This is a genomic window from Lactobacillus sp. MRS-253-APC-2B, assembly GCF_012843675.1.
Lineage (GTDB): Bacteria > Bacillota > Bacilli > Lactobacillales > Lactobacillaceae > Limosilactobacillus > Limosilactobacillus pulli.
Genome location: NZ_JABAFO010000014.1, coordinates 1 through 25,197 on the forward strand (window position 1 = coordinate 1; position 25,197 = coordinate 25,197).

Annotated in this window: 30 protein-coding genes; 22 read left to right on the top strand and 8 right to left on the bottom strand. The window is 43.4% G+C overall.

What is annotated here, in order from left to right; genetic code table 11:
* Positions 1–342 precede the first annotated feature (342 nt).
* A complete protein-coding gene (locus tag HF864_RS07180) occupies positions 343–1,329 on the bottom strand; it encodes a helix-turn-helix domain-containing protein (protein ID WP_169462310.1) in 987 nt (328 codons plus the stop codon).
* A gap of 153 nt (positions 1,330–1,482) precedes the next feature.
* Between HF864_RS07180 and HF864_RS07185 the strand changes: the two genes are divergently transcribed.
* The 14 genes from HF864_RS07185 to HF864_RS07250 all read left to right on the top strand — a co-directional run bounded on the left by HF864_RS07185 (position 1,483) and on the right by HF864_RS07250 (position 11,286).
* On the top strand, positions 1,483–1,692 hold the full coding sequence (locus HF864_RS07185; protein ID WP_169462311.1) for a helix-turn-helix domain-containing protein: 210 nt from the start codon (positions 1,483–1,485) through the stop codon (positions 1,690–1,692).
* 2 nt (positions 1,693–1,694) lie between these two features.
* Positions 1,695–1,955: a helix-turn-helix domain-containing protein gene (locus HF864_RS07190; RefSeq protein ID WP_169462312.1), complete on the top strand. Its 261-nt coding sequence runs from the start codon at positions 1,695–1,697 to the stop codon at positions 1,953–1,955.
* Between the two features lie 51 nt (positions 1,956–2,006).
* Positions 2,007–2,192 (top strand): hypothetical protein, encoded by a 186-nt coding sequence (locus tag HF864_RS07195; protein ID WP_169462313.1) that lies wholly within the window; start codon positions 2,007–2,009, stop codon positions 2,190–2,192.
* A gap of 70 nt (positions 2,193–2,262) precedes the next feature.
* Complete coding sequence (locus HF864_RS07200) at positions 2,263–2,964, top strand: Rha family transcriptional regulator (RefSeq protein ID WP_169462314.1); 702 nt, start codon at positions 2,263–2,265, stop codon at positions 2,962–2,964.
* 182 nt (positions 2,965–3,146) lie between these two features.
* Entirely contained in the window at positions 3,147–3,413 is a 267-nt protein-coding gene (locus tag HF864_RS07205; RefSeq protein WP_169462315.1) for a hypothetical protein, read from the top strand.
* Entirely contained in the window at positions 3,370–3,699 is a 330-nt protein-coding gene (locus tag HF864_RS07210) for a hypothetical protein (RefSeq protein ID WP_169462316.1), read from the top strand. Before HF864_RS07205 ends, HF864_RS07210 begins: the two co-directional genes overlap by 44 nt.
* A 208-nt stretch (positions 3,700–3,907) precedes the next feature.
* Positions 3,908–4,183 carry a helix-turn-helix domain-containing protein gene (locus tag HF864_RS07215; protein WP_169462317.1) on the top strand — a complete coding sequence of 92 codons (276 nt, stop codon included), beginning with the start codon at positions 3,908–3,910 and terminating at the stop codon, positions 4,181–4,183.
* Between the two features lie 110 nt (positions 4,184–4,293).
* Positions 4,294–5,643, top strand: coding sequence for a helix-turn-helix domain-containing protein (locus HF864_RS07220; RefSeq protein ID WP_169462318.1), 1,350 nt, complete (start codon positions 4,294–4,296; stop codon positions 5,641–5,643).
* A gap of 157 nt (positions 5,644–5,800) precedes the next feature.
* Positions 5,801–6,139, top strand: a complete 339-nt coding sequence (locus HF864_RS07225; protein ID WP_169462319.1) for a hypothetical protein — start codon at positions 5,801–5,803, stop codon at positions 6,137–6,139.
* An 85-nt stretch (positions 6,140–6,224) separates the two neighbouring features.
* Positions 6,225–6,701 carry a hypothetical protein gene (locus HF864_RS07230; RefSeq protein WP_169462320.1) on the top strand — a complete coding sequence of 159 codons (477 nt, stop codon included), beginning with the start codon at positions 6,225–6,227 and terminating at the stop codon, positions 6,699–6,701.
* Positions 6,702–6,765: 64 nt separating this feature from the next.
* Positions 6,766–7,293: a hypothetical protein gene (locus HF864_RS07235; RefSeq protein ID WP_169462321.1), complete on the top strand. Its 528-nt coding sequence runs from the start codon at positions 6,766–6,768 to the stop codon at positions 7,291–7,293.
* 91 nt (positions 7,294–7,384) lie between these two features.
* On the top strand, positions 7,385–7,819 hold the full coding sequence (locus tag HF864_RS07240; protein ID WP_169462322.1) for an ArpU family phage packaging/lysis transcriptional regulator: 435 nt from the start codon (positions 7,385–7,387) through the stop codon (positions 7,817–7,819).
* 852 nt (positions 7,820–8,671) lie between these two features.
* A complete protein-coding gene (locus HF864_RS07245; protein ID WP_169462323.1) occupies positions 8,672–9,169 on the top strand; it encodes a hypothetical protein in 498 nt (165 codons plus the stop codon).
* Positions 9,170–9,459: 290 nt separating this feature from the next.
* On the top strand, positions 9,460–11,286 hold the full coding sequence (locus HF864_RS07250; protein WP_169462324.1) for an FAD-binding protein: 1,827 nt from the start codon (positions 9,460–9,462) through the stop codon (positions 11,284–11,286).
* A gap of 252 nt (positions 11,287–11,538) precedes the next feature.
* Here HF864_RS07250 and HF864_RS07255 read toward each other — a convergent pair whose 3' ends face one another.
* Both HF864_RS07255 and HF864_RS07260 read right to left on the bottom strand, forming a co-directional pair.
* The gene (locus HF864_RS07255) at positions 11,539–11,685 is read right to left on the bottom strand and encodes a hypothetical protein (RefSeq protein ID WP_169462325.1); all 147 of its coding nucleotides are present in this window, start codon (positions 11,683–11,685) and stop codon (positions 11,539–11,541) included.
* 479 nt (positions 11,686–12,164) lie between these two features.
* On the bottom strand, positions 12,165–12,578 hold the full coding sequence (locus HF864_RS07260; RefSeq protein ID WP_169462326.1) for a hypothetical protein: 414 nt from the start codon (positions 12,576–12,578) through the stop codon (positions 12,165–12,167).
* Between the two features lie 143 nt (positions 12,579–12,721).
* Here HF864_RS07260 and HF864_RS07265 point away from each other — a divergent pair, with 143 nt between their 5' ends.
* The 6 genes from HF864_RS07265 (at position 12,722) to HF864_RS07290 (ending at position 19,844) form a co-directional block, all read left to right on the top strand.
* Entirely contained in the window at positions 12,722–13,267 is a 546-nt protein-coding gene (locus HF864_RS07265; protein ID WP_169462327.1) for a hypothetical protein, read from the top strand.
* A 347-nt stretch (positions 13,268–13,614) separates the two neighbouring features.
* Entirely contained in the window at positions 13,615–14,556 is a 942-nt protein-coding gene (locus HF864_RS07270; RefSeq protein ID WP_169462328.1) for a LacI family DNA-binding transcriptional regulator, read from the top strand.
* Positions 14,557–14,835: 279 nt separating this feature from the next.
* Entirely contained in the window at positions 14,836–16,188 is a 1,353-nt protein-coding gene (locus tag HF864_RS07275) for an SLC45 family MFS transporter (protein ID WP_169462329.1), read from the top strand.
* Positions 16,189–16,245: 57 nt separating this feature from the next.
* Positions 16,246–18,498 (top strand): glycoside hydrolase family 65 protein, encoded by a 2,253-nt coding sequence (locus HF864_RS07280; protein ID WP_169462330.1) that lies wholly within the window; start codon positions 16,246–16,248, stop codon positions 18,496–18,498.
* A 12-nt stretch (positions 18,499–18,510) separates the two neighbouring features.
* Complete coding sequence (gene pgmB / locus HF864_RS07285) at positions 18,511–19,173, top strand: beta-phosphoglucomutase (protein WP_169462331.1); 663 nt, start codon at positions 18,511–18,513, stop codon at positions 19,171–19,173.
* 203 nt (positions 19,174–19,376) lie between these two features.
* Positions 19,377–19,844, top strand: a complete 468-nt coding sequence (locus HF864_RS07290; protein WP_169462332.1) for a nitroreductase family protein — start codon at positions 19,377–19,379, stop codon at positions 19,842–19,844.
* A gap of 293 nt (positions 19,845–20,137) precedes the next feature.
* Here the strand turns inward: HF864_RS07290 and HF864_RS07295 are convergent, their stop codons facing one another.
* Genes HF864_RS07295 through HF864_RS07305 form a run of 3 tightly spaced genes read right to left on the bottom strand, consistent with a single transcriptional unit; the run spans position 20,138 to position 21,523 of the window.
* Positions 20,138–20,383, bottom strand: coding sequence for a hypothetical protein (locus HF864_RS07295; RefSeq protein WP_169462333.1), 246 nt, complete (start codon positions 20,381–20,383; stop codon positions 20,138–20,140).
* A 56-nt stretch (positions 20,384–20,439) separates the two neighbouring features.
* Positions 20,440–20,670 carry a TetR/AcrR family transcriptional regulator gene (locus tag HF864_RS07300; RefSeq protein ID WP_169462334.1) on the bottom strand — a complete coding sequence of 77 codons (231 nt, stop codon included), beginning with the start codon at positions 20,668–20,670 and terminating at the stop codon, positions 20,440–20,442.
* 19 nt (positions 20,671–20,689) lie between these two features.
* Positions 20,690–21,523 carry a Cof-type HAD-IIB family hydrolase gene (locus HF864_RS07305; RefSeq protein WP_169462335.1) on the bottom strand — a complete coding sequence of 278 codons (834 nt, stop codon included), beginning with the start codon at positions 21,521–21,523 and terminating at the stop codon, positions 20,690–20,692.
* 173 nt (positions 21,524–21,696) lie between these two features.
* Between HF864_RS07305 and HF864_RS07310 the strand changes: the two genes are divergently transcribed.
* Both HF864_RS07310 and HF864_RS07315 read left to right on the top strand, forming a co-directional pair.
* Positions 21,697–22,494 (top strand): Fic family protein, encoded by a 798-nt coding sequence (locus HF864_RS07310; protein WP_169462336.1) that lies wholly within the window; start codon positions 21,697–21,699, stop codon positions 22,492–22,494.
* Between the two features lie 43 nt (positions 22,495–22,537).
* Positions 22,538–23,917 carry an RsmF rRNA methyltransferase first C-terminal domain-containing protein gene (locus HF864_RS07315; protein WP_169462337.1) on the top strand — a complete coding sequence of 460 codons (1,380 nt, stop codon included), beginning with the start codon at positions 22,538–22,540 and terminating at the stop codon, positions 23,915–23,917.
* A 147-nt stretch (positions 23,918–24,064) separates the two neighbouring features.
* Here HF864_RS07315 and HF864_RS07320 read toward each other — a convergent pair whose 3' ends face one another.
* Together HF864_RS07320 and HF864_RS07325 are read right to left on the bottom strand one after the other, a co-directional pair.
* Positions 24,065–24,499: a Spx/MgsR family RNA polymerase-binding regulatory protein gene (locus HF864_RS07320; RefSeq protein ID WP_169462338.1), complete on the bottom strand. Its 435-nt coding sequence runs from the start codon at positions 24,497–24,499 to the stop codon at positions 24,065–24,067.
* Between the two features lie 24 nt (positions 24,500–24,523).
* Complete coding sequence (locus HF864_RS07325) at positions 24,524–25,123, bottom strand: TetR/AcrR family transcriptional regulator (protein ID WP_169462339.1); 600 nt, start codon at positions 25,121–25,123, stop codon at positions 24,524–24,526.
* Between the last annotated feature and the right edge of the window lie 74 nt (positions 25,124–25,197).

The window sequence follows — 25,197 nt, forward strand, 5'->3', positions numbered from 1 at the left end:
GGCTGGCTGCCTAATAAAAATTTTTATTCAGTTTACAAGTAATTAATATTCAATTCCAGCTTTTTGGGTACACACCACAGTCGATTTTTTCACCACAAATGGAGAAAGACATCCCCAACAAGTAGCAGATATTGCACTTTCGACACTTTTGCCGAAAGCAGCCGAATCCAAAACTGGATTGGTTGAAACCGACTCAAAATTGAGCCCGTTAAAACCTGAGAAAACCTGTTAAAAGTTGGCCACAATTGGACAACGCAGAATCCAAAATTGGATTTTGATTGCTTGCATGAATTTGTGGCCACAATTGGACACAAAAGCAATCCTGCCAAAAACGGCAGAAAGCTAATCATCAAAAGAATTATTATCATAGTCTTTTGGATTGTCTAAACGGTATTGAATGTTATCAACTTGTTCTCTTAGGTCATATAGTTCACCTAGTATTTCTTCAAAAAGATCGGTTAATGACTCTTTAATTTCGTTGCTTTTAATTGGCTTAAGATAAGCTGCTAATGCTTTTCTTGATAGTTCTTCACTATTTGAAAATACATTTCTTGCAAGAACATTTTGAACATATGATTTAACTTTTACAGCTAATTCATAGCTGCCAGCAATACCAGTTTTATATTGGTTTTCTTCAATCGTTGATAAGAAAACATAATCGTTTAACACTTTCAGATATTTATTAGCAGCCTTTTTAAATAAAGAAAAATATTTACTTTCTTCAAATGACAACCGGCCGAATACTACATTTTCAATAAAATCTAATGTATTGCTTTCTAATTCATGTATTTCATCCCTACTAAAAATAAGGTTCAAAAATTCGTGGACATCTATGCATTCGCTATTATCGATTAGTTTTTTATTTATTTTTTCTCTATCTTCTTTTGAGAAGGAATCAACGTCAGGAAATTTTTCATTACCAAAGATTTGCCAGTTATCATTACTATCATCAGTTATACCCAACGAATAAGCAGTTTTCAGAATTATATAAGAATGATCACCAAGTTCTTCAACCATATTTATTTGATATTTATAAACTTTGCCATTCTCACAATTTTCATCTTCAAAAAATTCAGAGTCGTAATAATAGTTATGACTAGCATAAACGATTGCTAGGCTTTTAATAGCATGTTCTTTTGACCAGCCTTGACCTTGCAAATATGAAATTGGAACATCAAAATATTTCGCTAATTTTCCCCAAATTTCAGGTTTAGGATTTGTTTTTCCATTTTCATAATTATTATAAGTTCCACGCTTAACGCCTGTTTCTTGAGCTATTTCATCAAGAGTCAGGCTTTTTTGTTTTCTTAATTCTTTAAGCCTATTCATAAATAACACAACCTTTTAAGCCATTATAACAAGCAATAAATTACGAGAAAAGCAAATATCTAAAATTATTAGACGTTGACATCTAAGAAACTTAGATATAATATCTTAAATGATCAATATCTAAGTTTCTTAGATTTAAAAGGTGGTGATTATATGACTGAATACATGAGTTACACGCAAGCCATGAAATATTTAGGTTTTAAATCGCGATCAGCGTTAGAAACTTATATTGCGGCTGGTTTGCCAGTAATCAAGGTTGGCCGGTCAAAACGAATCAGCAAAACCGCAATTGACAAATTTATGGCAGAGCATCAAACAAGCACGGTCAACGCTGAATCTAAGTCAGTCAAGGAAGGGGCTTAATCATGGATAGTGAAGAACAAAAGAGTATTGCCGTGTTAGTTGAATCAGCAGTTAATACCGGCATTCAACGGGCTTTACATCCCCGCTATGAATGGCTGACTAACAAACAAGTTTGCGAGTGGCTGACTATCAGCAAGACCACGCTTTACAAGTGGCGCAAGCTAGGGCTGCCATATAGCAGCATTGAGGGGATGAACGTTTACAACAAAGAACAAGTTAATCAATGGCTGCTAGAGCATAAGCAGCCAAAAGCGCGCAGCTAGTCAACGGGTAGACGGCAGCACACACAAGAACATCATACGAGGTAATTAACCATGATCACGCAGATTAAAAATGATATGGCTGGCCTGATTGATACTCACGGTAAGTCAATGAGCAAACAGCAAGCTGCCTTTTGGTACGTGTATTTGAACGCGGTAATTTTCGCAGTTTTGGGATTGTATGGAGTAGCAGCATTAAATCTTTTTGAATTATACCGATACGGTAAAACTTGCTTTTAGGGGGTACTAAATCAGTACCCCCCAGCAGTCGCAACTTGCGACCCCAGTTTATTTTTAGAGGTGAAAGACTTTGAACACTGAGAAAATTTTGAATGCTGCCGCAAACAAGAATCTAGCCAAAGAGTTTGGCAACCCTGTTTTTTTAGGCAACGTAACCGAAGAACCATACACAACAGATGAAATTGTTGCGGCCTATTCAGGCAACAGCGTACACGCAGTTAAGAACATCATTTACAACCATAAACGCGACCTTGAAGAATTTGGGGTTTTGTCATTTGAAATGACTAAACCTAATAAGGGAACGCAAGGCGGACGGCCTACAAAAACATACAAATTCAACGAGCAGCAAGCGACCTTGCTAATGACCTATTTAGGAAATACGCCAAAGGTCAGGGCCTTTAAAAAGGCATTAGTTAGAGCTTTCTTTGCTATGAGAGATGAAAAGCTAGAGCAAATTAAAAACCGTGCTAGGTCAATACCAGAACGCCGGACGCTTACAGACGCGATTAAGGATTGGCCTTATTGCAATAAATGGACTTACAAGGCAATTACTGACCTGATATTAAAGGCGTCAACAGGGATGAACGCGCAGCAGCTGAAAAGAAAACGCAGCGTATCAAATGCAATGGACGGGCTAACAATTACAGAGCAGCAGACTTACAACGCAATTCAGAATGTAGTAATTGGCCTGCTTGACTTAAAACAGTCATATCAGCAGATTAAGACGCTGCTTAATGCAATGACTGCTGGCAGTCAACCGGCAGCGTGCTAGAAAATGCTAGGGTTAATTCATATATTGACGGCTAAATAAACAAAAAATAAAAGGCCATACCCACAAGTGGGCATGACCAGAACATCAAAACGATTATCGATCATTGAGGTATTTAAGGCCTGACCAGTTAAATTGACGGGTCAGCCCAAATTAGGAACGCAAATGCAAGGGAGTAAACGAAAATGCAAGAGCAAGGATATACATTCTATTTAGCAGACGACCGCAACGGGGACAAAGCACTATTTGCCGTTAAGGGGCATTTTACCAGCGACATGGAAAAGATTGAGAATAACGGTATTCTGACCGACCCACGTTTTTTCGCTAATTACAGCGAAACCATTAACGGCATTAAGGAAATTTTAGATCATGCTACCGTTGCGCTGCCAACGAAAGAGGAGCGTAAAAATGAAAATTCAAACACTAACCAAAGAGGAACAACGGCTGATTAGTTTTTTACCAGCTGGAGCAGAGCGACCACGATCACAAAGCGAGCTGGCAGCCTTGTTATATGGCAATGCAAGCAATGAAAACAAGCGCAAAGTTCGCAAGCTGGTTAATCAGTCAATTTTAGACGGCGCGCCGGTAGGATCACTACACCGCAGTTATAACGCGGGCTATTTTCTAATTACGAATGAGGATGAACGACTGGCCGCCTTACAAACATTAAGAACGCAATCAAGCAGCCTGATTAAACGGGCTGACAAATTACGCAGAACGGCATTATGGACTAATTAAGCAACAAAAAAACCGGCTATCAGCAAAAACTGACAACCGGCACTTGCTTTAGAGGTAAAAGCAAATGTTTTTTGAACATCAAAATCCAGAATTAAGGCCGCCGCCTTGTCTGGATTGAGGTATTAACCGCGTACGGGTAGGAACGCGGGCAAAGTTTTTTTAAGAACCTTACGAATGAAATTATATGACAATTAAGGGGATGAACGCAATGGAATCACCGCAGTTAGACAACTTTTTAAGAATTTTGCACGATAGCAATATTAGCAAAACGGCCCGCCTTGTATATCTAGACATCAAGGCAGAAAGCCAACTATCACACGGCGAATTTTACACCAGTGATAAATTATTAGCCGCAAAGTCTGGAGAAAGTGAGCGAACAATTGCTAGGGCCTTGCATGAGCTAGAGAAATACAATTACATCTACCGCAAAACAGTAAGAAAAGGGCTTGATATATCATCCAGAACGATCATACCGCTTAAATAAGCAGCGAGCGCAAGCCCTGCTATATTCTGGATTGTTGTTTGCACAAAATAAAAAGGGCATGACCACTTTAAGCCCTTTTGTCTTAATCGAATTAGATAGAGGGGCTTATTATGAGCAGAAATGAAGAATCAGATAAAACAGTAAAGCGCAGCAATTGGGATAGCCTGCTGCCTGCTGCCGTTCGTTATGATAGCCGGTTAAAAGGGGACACCAAAGTTTTATATAGCGAGATCCTTTTATTATCCAATAAAGCGGGCTATTGTTACGCGACTGATCAGCACTTGGCAGCATTGTTTGATAAAAGGCGCGAAACAATCAACAGGTATATTAAATCGTTAGTGAAATATGGATATATCAAAATCGAAAGTACCAGACAAGGCAAAACGGTTGTTGAACGTAAGATTTACCCGCTTACATTGCCGAAAACATCCATTTTCCAAAATGACAAATCGGTCATATCAAGGGATAGCGCAAAACTTAGTGATCAAACAGTCACTAAGTCATTAGTTAGTGATCAAACAGTCACAAAGGTTAGTGATCAAACAGTCACTAAGGTTAGTGATCAAATAGTCACAGTAAATGACTCTAACTCTAATGACTCTAAAAAAGAATTAGAGAGAGAGCAAGAGGGGCAACAGCCCGCTGCTGGCATTTTATATAGCAACTTAACTTGGCATGAAAGCTTAGGCAGCCTAGACGGCAAACTTAAATTGCTACTGGATAAGTATTTAACATCCCTGCCAGTTAACGTTATTCAGTATGCAATCGACAAGGCAGCCAAAAAGGACAAACTTAAATCCAGTTATGGCTATTTGAGTAAGGTTTTAGCTGACTATCAGGAAAACAACATTAACACGATTGACAAGCTGGAGAAACTGAACGCTGATAGATATAAGCAGTTGGGGATGAACCAACTTAAAGAATCAGACAAAAACAATGCTACCGCCAATGGTTTAGAGGAAAGCTCAAAATCGAGCCCTGATAATGCAAAACCTAAAACCAAGTCAATCAGTGAATGGCAGAAAGAGCAGCAAGCTATCAGCCAACATGATATAGACGAGAACCGCAAATATGGCCTGCCTGAATGGCTTGACGCTAAAACAAGAGAATCAGAGCTTGCGACTGAAAAAGAACGAGAATCAAACAGCCTTGACGATACAGAGAGCGAAAGCAAGCAACCGGACGACAAAGCCAACAATGACAATCAGCAAGACGAAACCAAAGTTAAAGACGGCAAGCCCGTAATAAAAGACGCTAAACGAAATAGAGAACCTAGAATGACGCAAGATGAACAGATCAATGTAGCTTTGGGAATTGCTGCTTTAAGAAAAGGCGAGCAGTTGAGCAACTATCAAATTACCTTGATTGAACGTTTTGATAACAGCGATAAAGATTTAGCGCTGCTGAGAGCATACAAAGACAAAAAAACATCCCCAACGCCAACAGCTGATCAGGGATGAACGACACCATGCAATTTTAGCCGTGTAAAAAGACCATACAGACGTTTTACATGAGTTAGGTATAAATACCCTACTAGGCAATTACATTTTGAATTTTGCCAGTACGGACTGAGTGCAGATAAAAATAAGAGCAAATTACAAGGGAGTGAATGACATCATGGCAGTTAAAAATGAATCATGGACAACTAGCAGTCTTGAAGAACGCGAAACGATAATCAGTTATGACCGGTTATTAGACCGCTGGCATATCTGGACGGACGAGCCAAAACACGCGCGCAAATATGAAAAATATATTGACGAGCAACAGCCAACACGCAAAGGCTACAATCCAAAAAACGGCCAGCTGGTAATGTTAGAGGGAGATTTAATAAACGTGAATGTAATTATCACGAAAAAGAGGACTTACAAAATGACACCAGAGCAGAAAGCAGAGAAAGCCAAAATTTTGTTAGAAATCAGACAACGAAATCAGAAAAAAGAAACTCAAATGATTTAGCGGGTAATTATACCCGAAACAAAAACAAGGCGCTTAGAACGCAATTATGGACGATATACGAGGTACAGAAAGAGGACTAACAGCAGTGAAGAACATAATCGAATATCCATCCCTTGTTGAACAGGCTTACGGCATGCTACTAAGTCAAGGTATTACCAACGTTAGCAAGCTGGCACTGTTTAATGAGCTGGTAAAAGAGAATCTATTAGATACGAACGGCCAGCCTACCAAGAAAGCCATTAAAGAGGGCTATATTAAGAAATACAGGCGGGACAATATGAGCCCAATTAAAAAATTTAAATACGATTATCCACGCTTTGCATTTTTGCCTGACAGCTATTTTAAAGTCGATCATGGCGCTATTGCTATCAGTCTTAGAGGGATAGCCCTATATATTCAACGACTGACAAGGGATGAACAAGTTACTGAGAAAGAATTACACGAGGGCCAGCAGCTGCTTAATGACTGGATAAAGGAAAACAAGAACCCAACTCAAAAGCAGCAAAGACTAATCCAGAATCTTAAATTTGAGCTGAATTACAAACTGGCACTATTAAAATAGCAGTGCAAAATAAGCCAGAATTGCACCGCAAAAGAACATCAAAATCAGAAAGAGGTAGAACATCATGAGATTAATAAAACTTAGTGATCAGCATGGCCACGCATTACGATATGACTATCACACGGCACTAAAAGGCATTAAGAGCCTATATAATTACGAGCTTACGCAAGGCGACAAGCGTTTGAATGATATTGCTAAAACCATGCTGCCGCTGCTAGGCCATGACCTTAATAACATCAAAGCCTGCTATTGGCTTGTATTGAGCCTAAAAAATGGCGTATATCAGAAAGTAATGGACTTACTGGCATTAAATGGTGATACGTTCAAAACATTGTCAGCGGTTGAAAGACTGGACACGATTTACAGAAATACAAAGAGCAAAAAGCGAACCGTTAGCGGTAAGAGCCTAGCAGCCTTACAGTTAACACAACGTCAATCAATAGCAGTTCAGAGAGCCAATGACCTTTTAGCCAATACGGACGAAACAAACATTGCTGCTAATCTATTGCGGGCTATGGTAAGCGGTCAGCTGGACAAAATAAAAACCCCGCTACCAGCAGGCAACGGGGAAAAATTTAAAATTAAAGCATAGTAAGCAAAAAGCACGCCTAATTATAACACTTGTAGCAGCTTATAAGTGTAACCGTGCTTTTTGTTTTGAGTTGAGTTAAGGGGATGAAACTTTGGGAGTATTGTTTAAAACAAAACCGGTAGATAAAGTAAAGACCGGCGCAAACGTTAGAGCCTTTTTTAAAAATGACGTGCAAGAATTGCAAGCAATGGCTGGCAGAAAACTAACCGGCTTTATTACATCCCCAAACTTAACCAAGACTGGCAGCAGCAACCACGCAATCAATGGCATTGAATCATGCTATTTAGAGGCAGTTAATGCTGACCAAGAATTAGAAACCATAGCGGCAGCCATTAACACGTGTAGCGAAAAAACTAAAAAGATAATTATCATGAGGTGCATTGAAGAACGGCCACACCGACAAATGGAGGAATATTTTTGCCTTAGCAGGTCGCAATATGGCTTGTATCAACAAAAGGCCCTTTGCGAGTTTGCCGAAAATTATGCTAGATACGGCAGAGAATTAAGAGTATTTGCTGAAAACTGAATTAGTTGTTTGAAAATGTAGGAATTAAAAGGGATCGGCGTTTTACCGACCCCCTTTTTTTGCTGCCAGTGAGATAAGATCAAAATTGAGCCTATCTTGTTAACTAATGTTAACCTTAAACGCTAAAAGCTAGAAAATCAGAGGATCAAACGCAATGAAAAGCAGTAGCCGCTTATAGTTGACCATTCATGTTTGATAAAGTCCAACATAGACAAGCGAAAATGAATCCAGTATTGGTTTTATCTATTTACCATGATTGACTTGGACAAAATTGGACAAAACGGCCTTTTTACAAATTGGATGAAAGACATCAAGGCTTGGCAGAGCGATCATTTTCTCAACATATTGGGAAAAACGCCGCTTAAATGAGTCTAAATGTTAATTCGACAGTCGAAAATTCGACAGTCGAGAAAATGGAGAGCCCAAAAATGGACTATCAAAAGCCCAGATCAAAATTGAGCGCGGCAGACCCGTAATTGCATTTAAACGCTGCCTGATTGTGAAACTTAAAAAACCTAAAATCAGCGCCTAGAATTAGACAATATCAAGCAGCAAATGGCCGTTTTCAAGGGATGAATAACAGCTAACAGTTCCTTGCTTACACAAAATAAAAAAGGCTGCTGCCGGCAACCTTGAAATGATATTCTTTTGAGTGCCGCCGTCAAAACGTCAACAGAAAAAGTCAACAGAACGTCAACAGAAATTAGAGTTCATATCAGCAAGCCTAAAATCAAGAATGCTGATATATCAACGATTGCGGGCCTTGACTGACAACCAAAATATCATGATAATAAATGTAAGTTAATTGAAAGTAATTTATATTTCGTTGCATCGGATGGAGGGGTGAGTCCGATGACAATTGTTGAAATGGGGATAACGATGCTTACGTATGAATTGATGGTCTATCATTGTTCAAAGGGTTACTGTGCTGTTTTGCCACCAGAGCTTAAGATGCTGGAAAGTCATTATCAACGGCAGATGTGCTTTACTGATGGACTGCCAGGAGAGCTGCTGAGCGGAACGGAGCGTGATAACGTCATCTTTCGCGGCCGCGCAGTTTTGGAGCAGGTACTAAACTGTGCACGCTTTGACAATCTAGAGCTGCCTGAGCCGATCAAGTGGTCAAAATGCCGTGATGCCCAGCCACAGCTCGAGTTTGTTCCAGTCGAGTGTCTTAAAAAAGGAACGATCCAGATTTATGAAGGTCGCCACGTGCGGTTTTATCACAACAGTCTCAAGGCACCGCTGATTAGCTGGGAAAGCCAAGGAATCAAGCTGGTTGATAAGCCACATCAAGCGGCGATTGTCGGTAATGCCTTTTTTGGACTTTGTTATGACTGGACAGCCTAGTCGGGATCATCAGAATAATGATCAATTGTTTAGATGATGTACAAGGCGGCAGTCAGAATTACGGAGATGAATTGGGCATCAATTAAGCTGTTTACATAATGGTTAATTTAAAATCGAACAGCCTAAATATTGCCGAGTAAACGAGTCACTGGTTCACTTAAAATCAGCGAGTTTCGGCAAACTATAATTAAACGATTAAGTCGCTTACGGGCGGCTTTTTATGATTGGCAATGATTGATAGGTTCAGTTAGACTAGAAATGAGACTAATTTGAGTAAAGGGATGAAATAAATGCAGGCCAATGATGTTCAATGGAATGCCCAGTATGACGTGGTCGTTGTAGGTTTTGGCGGTGCTGGTGCCACGGCAGCGCGCTTTGCAGCAGATTCAGGAGCCCATGTGCTGCTGGTTGATGCGGCACCACTGGGAAGAGAAGGAGGCAATACGCGCTATGCCTCTCAGCACGTCGCAATGGGAAAGGGAATCGGCCAATTAACCAGATACTATCAGCAGCTTAATGATGATTTTTTGGTACCAGCCAAACTGATGCAGACCTACCTACGCGGGCTGGTGAATATGCCGGATTATTTTGAAAAATATCTGGGAGTTCGGGCCATCAGCTGGAAAGACGACATTCGCTTGGGGGATCCAGTCGTACCCAAGCATTCATTGGCCGAATATCCTGAGCTTGATGACAGCGAGGCAGTTGATATTGCTCTGGTTCATCGGCGTGATAAGGATGCGGCCCTTTGGAAGATTCTGCGTCAAAACGTGATCGACCGTGCCAATTTGATTGACGTCTGGCTTAATACTCGGGCACGACACCTTTATCAAGATCCTCAAACTGGTATCGTCAAGGGTGTTCAGTTGCGGCGACGGGGCAAGAATTATAATATTGCCGCAAAAAATGGATTGGTACTGGCAACGGGTGGTTTTGAAAACAATCGCGAAATGATTCAGAACTACTTGCAAAAGCCAGCGTTAATGCCAATGGGGTCACTGTTCAACCGTGGAGATGGCATCAAAATGGCGCAAGAGGTACAGGCCAAACTGTGGCACATGGGCAACTATGAAAGTTTCGGTACGCTGGCGGGCCTAACGTTTGCAGAAGAAGGGACGCAGCATCGGGGGCGGGTCATCCAAAGCTGGTCACAGTTAAATCATGGCAGTATTTTCGTGATTGGCGATGATGGGACACGCTTTTTTGCCGAGAATCAACCGGCACGTCATGGACATCTGTATTCACATGGCCACTGGGTATTGCCGCACTACCAAAAGCATCCCTATCTGGTATTTGATCAAGCCCAGTATGAGGTTTTTGAACAACAGGAAAAAGAGGATCGGCGCCTGCCTTATCCTAAATTCATGCAAAAACTGATCAGTGCGGATTCATTGCCGGAATTGGCCAAGCAGCTGCATGTTCCCGTGATCAGCCTGACGCAGACGGTTACTGATTTCAACCATTATAAAGAATTAGGGCGTGACTACCAAACGGGACGTGATACCGATACGATGCGTAAATTTGGTGCGGGTCCATACTATGCCATTGAACTGGCCAGCAACGTCTTGAATACGCAGGGTGGTCCACAGCATGATGAAAAGGCGCGCGTTTTAAACGTTGATGATCAGCCGATTCCACATTTGTACAGTGCTGGAGAATTGGGAGGAATTGCCGCCAACTACTATCAAAGCGGTGGCAACCTGGCTGAATGTCTGATTTTTGGTAAGCTTGCCGGTGAGAATGCCGCCAAGCCAAAATCGGATGCGGTCAACGTAAAACGGCTGCATGATGCAGTGACCGTTCATATCAATGACTTGTTGGATATGTCGGCTCAGCATTATATGGTAGGACCGGATCAATACTTGGGCGTTTCAGATGATGGCATGGGTGGCCGGATCATCGTTCGAGTTACATACCAAAAGCAAAAACTGCAGCAGATCGAGATCTTGGAAAACCATGAAAATGAAGAGATCGGTCAGGCGGCCTTTGAGCAACTTGAAAAAAATATGATTAGAGCCAATACGTCAGACGTTGATGCAATCTCTGGCGCAACCACGACCAGCCGCGCGCTGAGTGAAGCCGTAGCTGATGCCTTAAGCAAAGTAAGACAGGTATAAATAAAAACCGTCATCGAACGTAGAATTCGATGACGGTTTTTAATATTGTCAGCAGGCTCATGGATGTAATATGGATTAAATTTTTAATGATTAGAGTGAACAAGAGTCAGTCTTAAAATGAGCCTGTAGACAAGGATGATCAGATGTGAAGCCTAAAAGTGGATTAAAGGGATTGAGAGTCTAACACTGTGGATTGGCGTTTCAGTGTTGCGGCTTCACAATTTTGAGGAAAGACGAATGATCGCCTTGAGGTTAAATTGAACATCCGGCCGTTTGAGTTGGCGTACCCAAACAGTAGAAGGAAGGGTCGGTCAAACGCTGGCAGACAGTCGATGGATTGACGTTGACGGACGTCGTTGGCGTGGCGTGGCCAGGATGATCGTCGTCGACTGTCGGCATGAGCGGTTTCACGATAAAACAAGTTATGAAAGAAAGCAGAATCTGAAAACACTTTCCTTACGACCCATAAATATAATAGTATAACGGTTTACTAAGTGCAAGCCTTTTTTATAAAAAATCTGAATAAGATGGTGATTAAAGGGTTAAAAGTCTGTCTTAATAACGTTTTACCTAATCAAAGAAATTTTAGAAAAGAACAGCTATTTTGATCCGAATCGCGCTAAAATAGAATCAATCAAATCAAAGGATGTGTTGTCTATGAAATGTCCACATTGTAAGGTGCCATTAAAAGCCCATACCAAGATCTGCGCCGATTGTGGTCACACAGTTAGGGCCGAACGCCAAAAGCGACAGCGCAATCTGCTTATCGGTATGCTGCTATTGATCAGACTGCTGCTGTCAATAGTATTGGTAGTTAAATTGTCCAAACAAAAAAAAATTAAAAAACAGGACTCAGAATCATGTTCTGGGTCCCGTTTTTAATTATGATGGATATGGAAATGGCCAGGTTCTTCATGACCATCCAAATAGCGATTAACATACCAGATCAAGACGTAGTGCAGCTTAACCAAGATTTGATAGGCGTTTTGGGCACCAATGAGCTGGGGATGACGACCAGATTTACGTAGCTGAGTCAGCAGCGTGGTCATTTCATCGTTTAATAAATGAGTTGACTGCAGTTTTTTAAGTCCATCCTCACTATTAAAATGCTTGTCCATGTCGGGGAACTCACGCTTAACCAGCTTGCGAATCAAACGGCCGCTGATCTCTCGGATCAAAAGTGCCTCAGTAGCATACTGACCATTGCGGTAGGCCTTTTCCGCCATCCGAGAAAGATGCTGCAGCTTATGCATGCCATGATAGGATTTTAAAAATGCGAAGTTACCAGCCACGATCGGCCTCCTTTTTTCGTATGTATTATAACTATTTTATCATTGATCAAACTACGTGCGGCCTGGAGGATAATTTTTCTAAAAGCAGGTGGCTGATTGAGGATCGCCGGCAGCTACTATGCTTAATTTTGGGGGGGATTTTTATGGAAAATAAATTAAAACTACTAAGCATCATTGGGCTAAGCAGTCTGCTTTTAGCGGGCTGTGGCAGCCAAAACCACGAAGATCATGCATCCTCGCATTCGCGATCCACATCACGGTCAGCCAGTCATCATCAAAAATCAACTGCCAAAAAGTCCAGCCATCATGCTGATAAAACCAGTTCATCGACTGCAGCGACAAACGAGTCCTCAGCTGCAAATCAGACCAGCTCCAGTCAGTCTGATTCACAATCGGCAACCAATTCGAGCACTCAAAATGGCATTCAGGCTGAGCAGCATGCCATTAATTCGGTTCAGGAAGCCATTGCTGCAGTTGATGCCAAATATGGCAATGGCGATATTCAGTGGTCATATATGTCAGAAGGCAATGGTACGATGGCAACCGATGAGCATGGTCAGCCGGCCTATTGGATTCGTGGCCAAGACTCAGCGTATCGCAATGGTAACTACACGGCTGGCAGCTATGATGGACACGACTATTATGTTTATCCGGATGGCCGCATCGTACCACGGGAAGGTAATCAATAACTAAAGAATTCGCAAATGCATTAACGTGGCGTATGACTTGAATTAGAAAACGGAGCAGTCGCTGCTGCAACTGACCAAATGAATGGGGTTAGTTTTGGTTGAACGTTTTACTTAAACTACTATTGACCATTTTGCCATGATACGACTAAAATTGAGTTATTCATTTTTAACAACTAGCGTCATGGGCATAGGGCAAAACTGGATTCAAGAATGTGTCTGACGCAGCTATAACGATCGTCTGGGTCAATCAATGATCCAAATGCAACCATATATAATGAATGAAAGGAGAATCATGCCTGTTTTGCCAGCCCAGAAAAAGACTACTTGAATCGGCATGATGCTTGTTCATGGCAACAATCAAAGATATCGCGGCACGTGCGGGGGTCTCGGTCTCTACGGCATCAAGAGCCTTGAATGATAATCCGCGAATCAGCGAGGCTACGCGAGAAAGAATCAAAAAAATTGCCACTGAAATCGGTTATCATCCCAACTATGCCGCTCGTAATTTAACGCGGGGCGAGGCCAACATGGTCGGGCTGGTTTTTCCGGTAACGACCGATGAGGCGCCAGCTAATCCGTTTCATATTGATTTGATGCGGGGGATTGCCGCCGCGCTGGAGTCACGCGACTATTCGATGGTCGTGGCCCTGGCACCTACGCAAGAAAAGCTTTTGCGCGCCGTCAAGTCGATGGTGCTGCAATCCAAGATTCACAACTTTTTATTGTTCTATACTTTGGAGCATGATCCAGTGGCAGCCTATCTGCGTGAGCATGGCTATAATTTTCTGGTTATTGGCCATCCAGAGCGCCATCAAAACGATCGCTATGTCGATAATGATAACGTGGCCGCTGGTTATGCAGCAACCAAGCAGCTTTTGATCAATCATGACGTTACGCATCTGGCATACGTCAGTTCACCAAATCACTGGCAGTATGAAGAGGATCGTCGCTTGGGCTATGAGAATTGTTTGGCAGAGCGTCATTTGCCAGAAGCCGATTGGTATTATGGCAAACAATCAGCCAGCGAATTTTTTGCTCAGCATCCCAACGTTGATGGGCTGGTATGCGCCGATGACATTTTGTTCTTAAAGCTTAATCATGAACTCCAAGAGCTGCACTTGTTGGATCGATTGTCGATTATCTGTTTTAACAACAGCAAGCTTTTAGGCATGCTGCTGCCCGATGTGGAGAAGGTTGATTTACGGCCACATGAGCTGGGTAAAAAGGCAGTTGAATTGCTCTTCAATCCAAACATTCAGCACGCGTTTGTGGCATTTAGAATTGACTAGCAGCTGAATGCATGTCATTGTGTCACTGGATACAGCAATGATTGAGCGTTTTTTTATAATAGAAGCCAAAAATATTTAAAAAATTTTTTAGTCGGTTCATTCCTTGATGGATCGGCTTTTCTTTAAGTTTTTTGCGCAATCGGTTGCATAAATTTGTGCGCAAACGGTTGCGGAAAACGAATTCATTTGTTATATTATAAATTGTTAAAAGTCATGAAGCGCTTACACGACTTGGCAATTATTTATTGAGTGGATTTTTTAGGATAGGAGTTTTAAGTCATGAGTGAAGTAGAGCAAAAGAAACAGACCTCTGGCTTGCCATATTTGTCCAAGAAAACGATTTGGATGATTAACTTCGGTTTTCTTGGCGTACAGACGGCCTTTACTTTACAAAGTTCTCAAATGAGTCGGATCTTCCAAACGATTGGGGCTGACCCGAACAGTCTTGGGTGGTTCTTCATTTTGCCACCATTAATGGGTATGATCGTACAGCCAATTGTTGGTTACTATTCTGACCGAACCTGGGCGCCAAAGCTTGGTGGTCGGCGGTTGCCATACTTAATGCTTGGTACGATTGTTGCCGTTATTGTTATGCTTCTTTTACCAAACTCAGGTAGTCTTGGATTTGGGTATGGATCGTTTGCGGCATTGATGTTTGGTGCGATTACCGTTGCCTTCTTGGATCTGTCTTCTAACGTTGCCATGCAGCCATTCAAGATGATGGTTGGCGACATGGTTAACGATGATCAAAAGAGTTATGCTTATGGTATTCAGAGTCTGCTGAACAACATCGGTTCCGTTCTGGCAGCCATCTTCCCATTCCTGCTGACTTGGTTTGGTCTGCAGAACACGGCTCCTAAGGGTGTTGTTCCTCCTTCGGTTCGCTGGGCCTTCTACATTGGTGCTATTCTGCTGATTTGTACCAGTGCTTTGACGATGACCCACGTTAAGGAATATGACCCTGAAACCTATGCTAAGTACCATGGCATCAAGGAATCCGACAACACGGAAGGCGGTAACTGGGTTGAATTGCTCAAGCACGCTCCCAAGGCCTTCTGGACGGTTTCACTGGTACAATTCTTCTGCTGGTTTGCTTTCCAATACCTGTGGACTTACTCTGCTGGTGCAATTGCGCAAAACGTATGGCACACGACCAACGCAAGTTCTGCTGCTTACCAGGCTGCTGGTAACTGGTACGGTGTGATGGCTGCTGTTCAGTCAATTGCCGCTGTTGTATGGTCCTACGTATTGGCCAAGCTGCCTAACAAGTACCACAAAGCTGGCTACATGGGATCACTGCTGCTGGGTGCTGTTGGTTTCGCAACGGTCTGCTTCTTCTCCAACCAATACGCTTTGATTCTGTCTTACGCACTGGTTGGTATTGGCTGGGCTGGGATCAACACTTACCCACTGACGATCGTTACCAACGCATTGTCTGGTAAGCACATGGGTACCTACCTTGGCTTGTTTAACTGCTCGATCTGTCTGCCACAGATTGTTGCTTCGCTTTGCAGTTTCTTCCTTTACCCAATGTTGGGCAACTCCCAGCCACACATGCTGCTGCTGGGTGGGGTCGTTATGGCAATCGGTGCATTCTCCGTTAACGCCATCAAGGAAACGTTCGCTGCTTAGTTTTGACTGATTTTGCAACTTTAGAAATTAATTGAGATTGAGAAAGGATAATATCTTATGAAACGAACTTTTGACGTCGCTCCTTGGAATATCGTAACGACCAAGTGGGCTCCTGAAGATAAACGCCTGCAAGAATCAATGACCAGTCTGGCCAACGAAAACCTCGGGATGCGTGGTTTCTTTGAAGAAGGCTACTCTGGCGACAAGATGGAAGGTGTCTACTACGGTGGCGTTTGGTTCCCAGACAAGACGCGGGTCGGCTGGTGGAAGATCGGTTATCCAAAGTACTTTGGTAAGATGATCAACGGCACCAACTTCCTGCAGCTGACGATCAAGGTTAATGGCGAACAGCTGGATCTGGCTAAGCAGGCACCAACTGACTTCAAGCTGGACCTTGACCTCAAGAAGGGAATCTTTACCCGTGAATTTACGGCTGAAGTTGGCGGTGCCAAGCTGCACTTTACGTTTGAACGTTTTGTCAGCGTAGCGCAAAAGGAACTGGTTGGTCAGCGTCTGCACGTCAAGAACTTGGGCAATGCTGAAGCCAAGCTGGAAGTTGCCAGCGTTATCAACGGTGACGTCTACAACGAAGACTCCAACTACGATGAACAGTTCTGGGATGTGTTGGAACAAAAGGCAGCCGGCGAACACGCACTGCTGGTTTCTAAGACGAAGCCAAACCCATTCGGCACGCCTCAATTTACGGTTGGTGTAAAGACTACTACCAAGACGACTTTGGAACATGTTGGCGATGGCACGACCGCTAAGACAGCTGAAAACGACTTTGCTGGGACGCTGGCTGCTGGTGCTGAAGTTGAATTGGAAAAGCGTTCCGTTATCGCAACTTCACGTGATTTTGACACCCAAGAAGCGCTGGTTGCTCGTCTGGATGAATTAGCTGGTCAACTGGATGGTCAAAGCTTTGATGATCTGCTGGCTCCCCACGTTGCTGGCTGGGCAGAACGCTGGAACAAGGCCGATGTTGAAATCAATGGCGATGACGAAGCTCAACAAGGGATTCGCTTCAACCTGTTCCAACTCTTCTCAACTTACTACGGTAACGACTCACGCCTGAACATCAGTCCTAAAGGGTTCACTGGTGAAAAATACGGTGGTGCTACTTACTGGGATACTGAAGCCTACTGCCTGCCAGTTTACCTGGGTGTTTCCGATCCTAAGATTTCCCGCAACCTGCTGATGTACCGTTATGACCAACTGGACGGTGCTTACGTCAACGCCCAAGAACAAGGCTTGAAGGGTGCGCTGTTCCCAATGGTTACGTTCAACGGTATCGAATGCCACAACGAATGGGAAATCACGTTTGAAGAAATCCACCGTAACGGTGACATTGCCTACGCAATCTACAACTACACCAACTACACGGGCGACAAGAGCTACGTGCTGCATGAAGGTGCCAAGGTTCTGACTGAAATTTCTCGTTTCTGGGCTGACCGAGTTCACTACTCACAACGTCAAAATAAGTACATGCTGCATGCCGTTACCGGTCCTGACGAATACGACAACAACGTTAACAACGACTGGTACACGAACCTGCTTTGCCAATGGACGCTCAAGTACACGCTGCAAGTGCTCAAGGAAGTTGACGCTGACGTAGCTGAAAAGCTTAACGTTACGGACGACGAAAAGCGCAAGTGGCAAGCAATCGTTGACAACATGTACCTGCCATACGACAAGGAACGCGACATCTTCCCTGAAAACGATGGCTTCTTAGACAAAGATCTGAAGCCGGTTGCCGACATTCCTAGCGACCAACTGCCAATCAACCAACACTGGTCATGGGACAAGATCCTGCGTTCACCATACGTTAAGCAAGGTGACGTTATCCAAGGTATCTGGGACTTTATCGACGACTTTACGCCAGAAGAAAAGAAGCACAACTTTGACTTCTACGAACAATACACGGTTCATGAATCAAGTCTGTCACCATCGATCTACTCCATTATTGCCTCTGACTTGGGTTACGAAGACAAAGCCGTTGAACTGTACGACCGTTCCGCACGGCTTGACCTGGACAACTACAACAACGACACTTCCGATGGTCTGCACATTACTTCCATGACTGGTAGTTGGCTGGATATCGTCCAAGGCTTTGCTGGCATGCGGATTCGTGAAGGCAAGCTGCACTATGCACCATTCCTGCCTAAGAAGTGGGATTCATACCAATTCACGCAAGTCTTCCGTGGCCGCGTCATCAAGGTCTTGGTTGATAAGGAAGGCACGCACGTATCACTCGTATCCGGTGAACCACTGACCATTGACCTGGCTGGTAAGGATCTGGAACTGAAGTAGGAGGCATTTTACATGAAGTTTGAAGATCTGAAAGGTTTTGCCTTTGACCTGGACGGCGTTATTGCCGACACGGCGCGTTTTCACACGCAAGCCTGGCATCAATTGGCCGATAAAGTAGGTACGACTTGGACGCCTGAACTGCAGGAAAGCTTGAAGGGTGTTGGCCGGATGGATTCTCTGGAATTGATCCTGAAGGCTGGTGGTCACGAAAACGACTACACGCAAGCTGAAAAAGAAGCATTGGCTGCTGAAAAGAATGACAACTACCTGCGTCTGGTAGAAACCCTGACGCCAGCTGACGTTCTGCCTGGGATGCAAGCCTTCTTGGATGACATTCGTGAAAAGGGCTATCAAATGGTTCTGGCATCGGCCTCCAAGAACGCACCTAAGGTATTGAAGTACCTGAAGCTGAGTGATTACTTTGACGGGATTGTCAACCCTGCTTCCGTTAAGCATGGTAAGCCAGCTCCTGATATTTACATCGCTGCTGCTGAAATGATGAACCTGCCAGTTGCCAACGTGGCTGGTCTGGAAGATGCCCAAGCCGGTGTGCAAGCCATCAATGATGCTGGCGAGCTTTCAATCGGTATTGGTGCCGGTCTTGATGATGCTGACATTCGCTTTGACGCAACCAAGGACGTTACGCTGGAAGCAATCAAGGCTCAACTCGACTAGTCAAAATTCGTTTTGAATCAAAAATTCTCTCTCTCAAAATGGTCCGCGAATTTATTTCGTGGATCATTTTTTATTTGCAATGGTCTTGTTGATGTCGCATTTGTAAATGAAAACGTTTAATTGACTCGTAGTCAAAATGAATTGGTTTGTCAAATCAGTGCTAAACTAAAAGCAAGTAAGATTATGAAAAGGGGATGGCTAAAATGGAACTAATGGATCTATTACAATCAAGACACGCTTTTCGTGAATATGATGACCGGCCGCTTACCAGTGAGGAACTGCAGCCAATTTTGCTGGCTGCTGAAACCAGTCCAGTTGGTTTAGGCAAGTATCAAAATCATGCATTAACGGTAATCCAAAATCCTGAGGTGCTTAAAAAGATTCAAAATATCTATCATGCACCAACATTAATCGTTGTTTCATCACCCAACCCAAGCCAGCTGGAGTTTATCGATGCCGGTATCATCGTGCACAGTATGGAGCTGGCCGCTGAAAACGAAGGTTTGGCTGCTAACTACAATATGGCCTGCTTGTCTTCATTGCCTAAAGGAGTGATTCCGGAAAAGATGACGCCTTGCTTTGCATTAACGCTGGGACATACCAAAGCAAAGTTAACGCCACGTGAGATTGATATTAAGCGGATTCCGATTAAGTGGATCAAAGAAGACTGATTTTATTTCCTGGGAAATCAAAAAGAGGCCGGAAATTAACTCAACCTCTTAACTACGTATGTAATAATGCCTCAGCGCAGGAGCTGGCGGTCTCCTGGAGCATACGCGCCGGTAAGCTTTCCAACGCTTGATTTCGGACCATTCAATCGTTTCACTATTAATAACTGCTTTAAATTCCATCATTATAATCATCCTTTCACTGGTTGTTGAGATGATTTAGACCAGTTGCAACATAGGCAAACAGGTGCCAAAAGTAAGATATCGAACCCTCAGCAGTAAAGGGTCCGATATCATTAGGTTAGATTTTGTAGAATGTGTTGAAGCTGATTCAACAAGGATAAAAGATTGGTCTGTGAAAGTTCTAGCTGATCGGTTTCATCAGCATCGAGAATTTCCATTAGCAGGGCAGCAACCATTGATGCCAATAGTGCTGACTGATTTTTAAAGCCCAGCTTGACGATAAATGGCTGCAGAGATTTTGCCAACTGCTCTTTTAACATTTTTTCAACATTAAGCTCTGGTGTTTGAATCTTACGCATCAAGAGGGCAGTATCGGCTGGTTAATCAGATCGTTGATTGAATGATCAAGCTTTTTTTAGCGAGGAATTAAAACATGCTGCTGATAGTTTTTTAAGCTTTGGATTGCCAGTTGACGCGCTAGATCATATTTATCCTCATAATGATAGTAAAAAGTCGACTTGCCAATCATCACCTGTGTACAGATATCCTTGATGGTAATCTTTTCAAAGCCTTTTTCAGCTAGTAGTGATAAAAAAGCGTTCTTGATGGCTTGTTTGGACTTTTGAATTCTTAGATCTTCACTCACTCATAAGCAGTCACGAAGTCTATTCTGCCAACCGCAGCTCACCAGCATCGAGGTGGAAATAATCCTGCAGATACTTGGCTAGTCCGTCATGATCGTTATCAACTGGTGTGACGTCATCGGCAATTTGTTTGATGTTATCAACGGCATTTTGCATCGCAACACCGCGACCGGCATAGCTGAGCATTTCGGCATCATTGTGCTCATCGCCAAATGCAATGATCTGATCAGCACTCAGCTGGTATTCTTTAACTAAATGGCGCAGACCGGCTTCTTTATGCGTGCCGCGTCGAATTAGCTCCATAATTGAATATGGTCCGCCCCAGACGCGTGGCTCAATAAAATCACCGTATTTCTGATTGACAGCGGCCAAAATAGCGTCTTTTTTGGACGGATCAAACTGAATCGTCAGGGCAATTGGATCGTTGTTTAAATTATGTTCATTGAGGATCTGTTCCGGTGCCAATTTGGCGGGTAAAAACTCAGGCAGCTCGTTGCTGGGATGATCAGCCCAGACGTGGTATTTATCTTCGGCAATCACCATTTTGATACCAAGCTCCTCTTTATGCGCCAATAGATCCAGCGTCATTTCGCGCGTAACGCTGACGGCATATTCTCCTGCCCATTTACGGTGCGGGATGTGTGCCAATGCGCCATTGAAATTGATCATCGGCGTTTTAAGCCCGATTTCATCGTAAAGGTGACCAGAGATCAGATAAGGGCGACCAGTAACGATGGTAACCAGGTGTCCTTGCTGACTGAGCGTGCGCAGAGTCTTAATCGTATTAGGCGTTAATTTAGATTGATTGTTGAGCGTAGTACCATCCAAGTCGATGGCAATCAAATGCTGCTTCATTTAATTCGTCCTTTCGAAAAAATATCTGGTTAAATTATATCGAGAATCGCTAGGTAAACGCAAATTATTCGAAACCGATAAGACAATCGTGGATTAATGTTTTAAAGGACTGTTGAACTGGTAAAAGCCGCGCTACAATTATCCTAATTAGATCTAGAAAGGAAGATGGCGAAATGTCTGCTTTGATTAATCGCAAGGCCCATCGGATTGGTGGCGTTGAGTTTCGCAATCCACGCAAGTTTCAATTATTGGCGGCAACGGTTGTCAGTAGTGCCATGGAAGGATGGGAGCCAACCGAAGAAGAGATTCGGCTTTTGGGAGATGCGTATGAACATCCGCAGCATGAATTGGATGGGAAATTAGATCGGCTGCGTCACTGGCCGATTCCGGTTGCTGAACCAGCAATTACTGATGAAAAGACTTTGAATCGGGATTTTCTGTACCCAAACGACACGCTGAAGAACAAGCTGGGGATTCAAGATAAAGCTGATCTGGATGAGCATGAATTTATGCAGGGTTCCTTGGTTGGCCTAAGAATTTTGCAAAGAGGCTTTAAGGTAGATGACGTTGATGATCTTTGCCGCATCAACAAAGCGCTGTTTGGTGATTTGTATGCTTGGGCAGGCAAGCTGCGCAACTATAACCTGACCAAGCAGCAGACGCTTTTTTTGCCGCCAAATGTCTTTGACAATGGCATTCGCTCGATTAACGCTGTAATCACAGATCTAAAAGAACAAACGCTGCCTCAATCAGCTGCATATGCCAGGCTGTTGGATGAGCTGAACTATCTGCATCCATTTAGAGAAGGCAATGGTCGGGCAATTCGCATCTTTATTGAACTGCTGGCGAATGAAAAGGGACAGTATCTTTACTATGACGATGAGGATGATGAGTTTATTCAAGCGCTGTATGACTCAAAAATCGAGGTTTTGACCCATAAAATTCATCTGACGGCTTTGGCAGCTGATTAATGCTATAATAGTAAGGATACTTTTATGACGAGGAGCATTTTTTGTGAAACTACCAACTGCTTTTATTGAAAAATATCGTCAGCTGTTAGGCGATGAGGCGGATGCTTTTTTGGCTTCATTTGATCAGCCAAGCTGCAGTGGTTTTCGGATCAATCCACTGAAAAACGGTCAGCCGACTGCCACCATCAAAACCGCACAAGGCAAGATTGAATACGTCGCGGATGGCTGGTTTGGCAAGGTCGATGGCAAGTCGCTGGATCATACGGCTGGCTGGGTATACAGTCAAGAACCCAGTGCCATGTATGTTGGCGAAGTCGTTGATCCCAAGCCTGGTGAACGGGTTTTGGATTTGTGTGCGGCGCCAGGCGGCAAGAGCACGCATCTAATTGCTAAGATGCATGATGAGGGCTTACTGGTTGCCAACGAAATCTTTCGTAAACGGGCCAATATTTTGGCAGAAAACCTGGAACGTTGGGGAGCCAAGCATGCTATTGTGATGAATGAGAGTCCGGCTGAACTTGAAAAACAGTTCCCACAGTTTTTCGATCGCATCTTAGTGGATGCACCATGCTCTGGTGAGGGAATGTTTCGCAAGGAGCCGGCGGGGATCGAGTATTGGACACCGGATTATCCAAGCGAGTGCGCCAACCGTCAGCAAAAGATTTTGAGCTCAGCCATGAAGATGCTCAAGCCTGGTGGAACGTTAGTATATTCGACTTGCACGTTTGCTCCAGAAGAAGATGAGCAAAACGCAGCATGGCTTTTGGACAATTATGATCTGACCATGGAGCCGATTCAAAAATACCCAGGGATGGACGACGGTCGACCAGAATGGGGTAATGGAAATCCTGAATTGACTAAGGCAGTCAGATTATTCCCACACCATCTTAAAGGTGAGGGACATTTTATCGCCAAGTTCCGTTTGCAGGGCAATTTGTCTGAAACAGCCGGATCAAAGCCATCAGCAAAGAAAAACAAAAAGAACAGGAAAAAAGGCAACAGTCGCAGTGCTATTACCAAAGAGCAGCGCGAATTGTTTGAAAAGTTCGCCCAAGAAACCATGCCAAGCTATCAGGTCAATCATCTGCTTACTTATGGCGATCAGTTATATGATCTGCCTAAGGGAATTGATGATATCAGCCAAATGACGGTACTGCGGCCAGGACTGCATTTGGGTACATTTAAAAAGAATCGGTTTGAGCCGGCTTTGGCGTGGGCATTGGCCAGTCAGCCAGATGAGACAGCCAATGTCTTGATAATTGATCATGACCAATGGCGTCAGTATGTTCACGGTGATACGCTGTCAATCAGCGGCGGGAAGCCTGGCTGGCAGCTGCTGGTTTGTGAGGGACATGTCTGCGGCTGGGGGAAGCTAGTCGGTCAGACTTTAAAGAATTTCTATCCAAAAGGTCTTCGCTTTTAAAAATCGAATTGAAGGTGCTGGGAATAAAGTCTCAAAACAGAAAAATGGCTGAAGATTGCGTGACTTAAAACGCTGATCTTCGGCCATTTCTATTATTAAAGTTGCTTTATTTTCCAGAAAAATTAATCTTTTTCCAACCTCTTGAATTTAGTTATATGCTAATTGCAAAGCCTGATTTGAGCCACGTCCATTCAACTTGCCCAAAAGGCGAGAAAGCTCCAGCCGTCGCTGCTGATGAGGTACCAAGACGCCCATTTTGTCAGCATTAAAGCCCGTTAGCATCTTATGACCACTAACGATTAATGGACTTTTAAGAATTTGTGGCGTGTTTTGGATGGCCTCGATCAGCTGATTCATAGTTGGTGTAGGGTGCTTGGCATATAATTCCTTGGTTGCCTTTGAACGCTCGGATACCAAAGTTTCGGTACCGTCCGGTGAGAGCTCCAGCAGTTGGAGGATTTCATCGCGGGTTAACGGTTCTTTGTTCAGATTGCGAGACTGAAAATCAAGACTGTGCTTGGTCAGCCATTTTTCTGCCCGACGCTTGGCTGGGTTATTAGTATGAAAATAAAATTTGATCATAGGCAGTTTCCTCTTATTCATATGTTAGGATTCGTGATTATTTTCCTCAAAAAGGCCATTGACCGAGATGCGAACGACTTTTTTGATCTGGGTGTCTTTGACTTGAGTGCCATTCAGCTTGGCTTGACGCAAGAGCCACATGATTGGACCTAACAGTAAGGCACCAACCAGGGTTTGATTATCGGCGGTAGCAGCAGCTTTGGTTTCATAACAAAGCTGACAGTACAGTTCATTTAGATTATGGGCAAATGATGCGCCGGCCTGTCTGGCAGCCGGTGTAATTAACTCGGGTGCGGCATGAATGGCCATGATGTAGTTGGCCTGCAAAGGATATTTCATATACTGCTGAGCAAAATACTCGAGGCAGGTGATTAGTTGTTCTTTGGTTGAGTTCGATTTAGCAAGTCGATCATCTAAGCCCGACTCTAGTTCTTGCTTGGTAGCAATGTAGATCTGTGAGAGCATGTCCGTTTTATCGCGATAGTACACATACGGAGTTCCGGAACTGATACCGGCCCACTTGGCGATCTTACCAAACGACAGCCCTGCAAGGCCATCGTGATCGACGATTTCAAAAACGGCTTGGACGATTTTTTCTTTTTTGGTTTGGTCTTTTTCTCTCATGATAATTATACTAAATGATCATTTAGTTAAAGTCAATAAAATCCTGAAAAAAGTTATGAAAAACTTGTTGAATA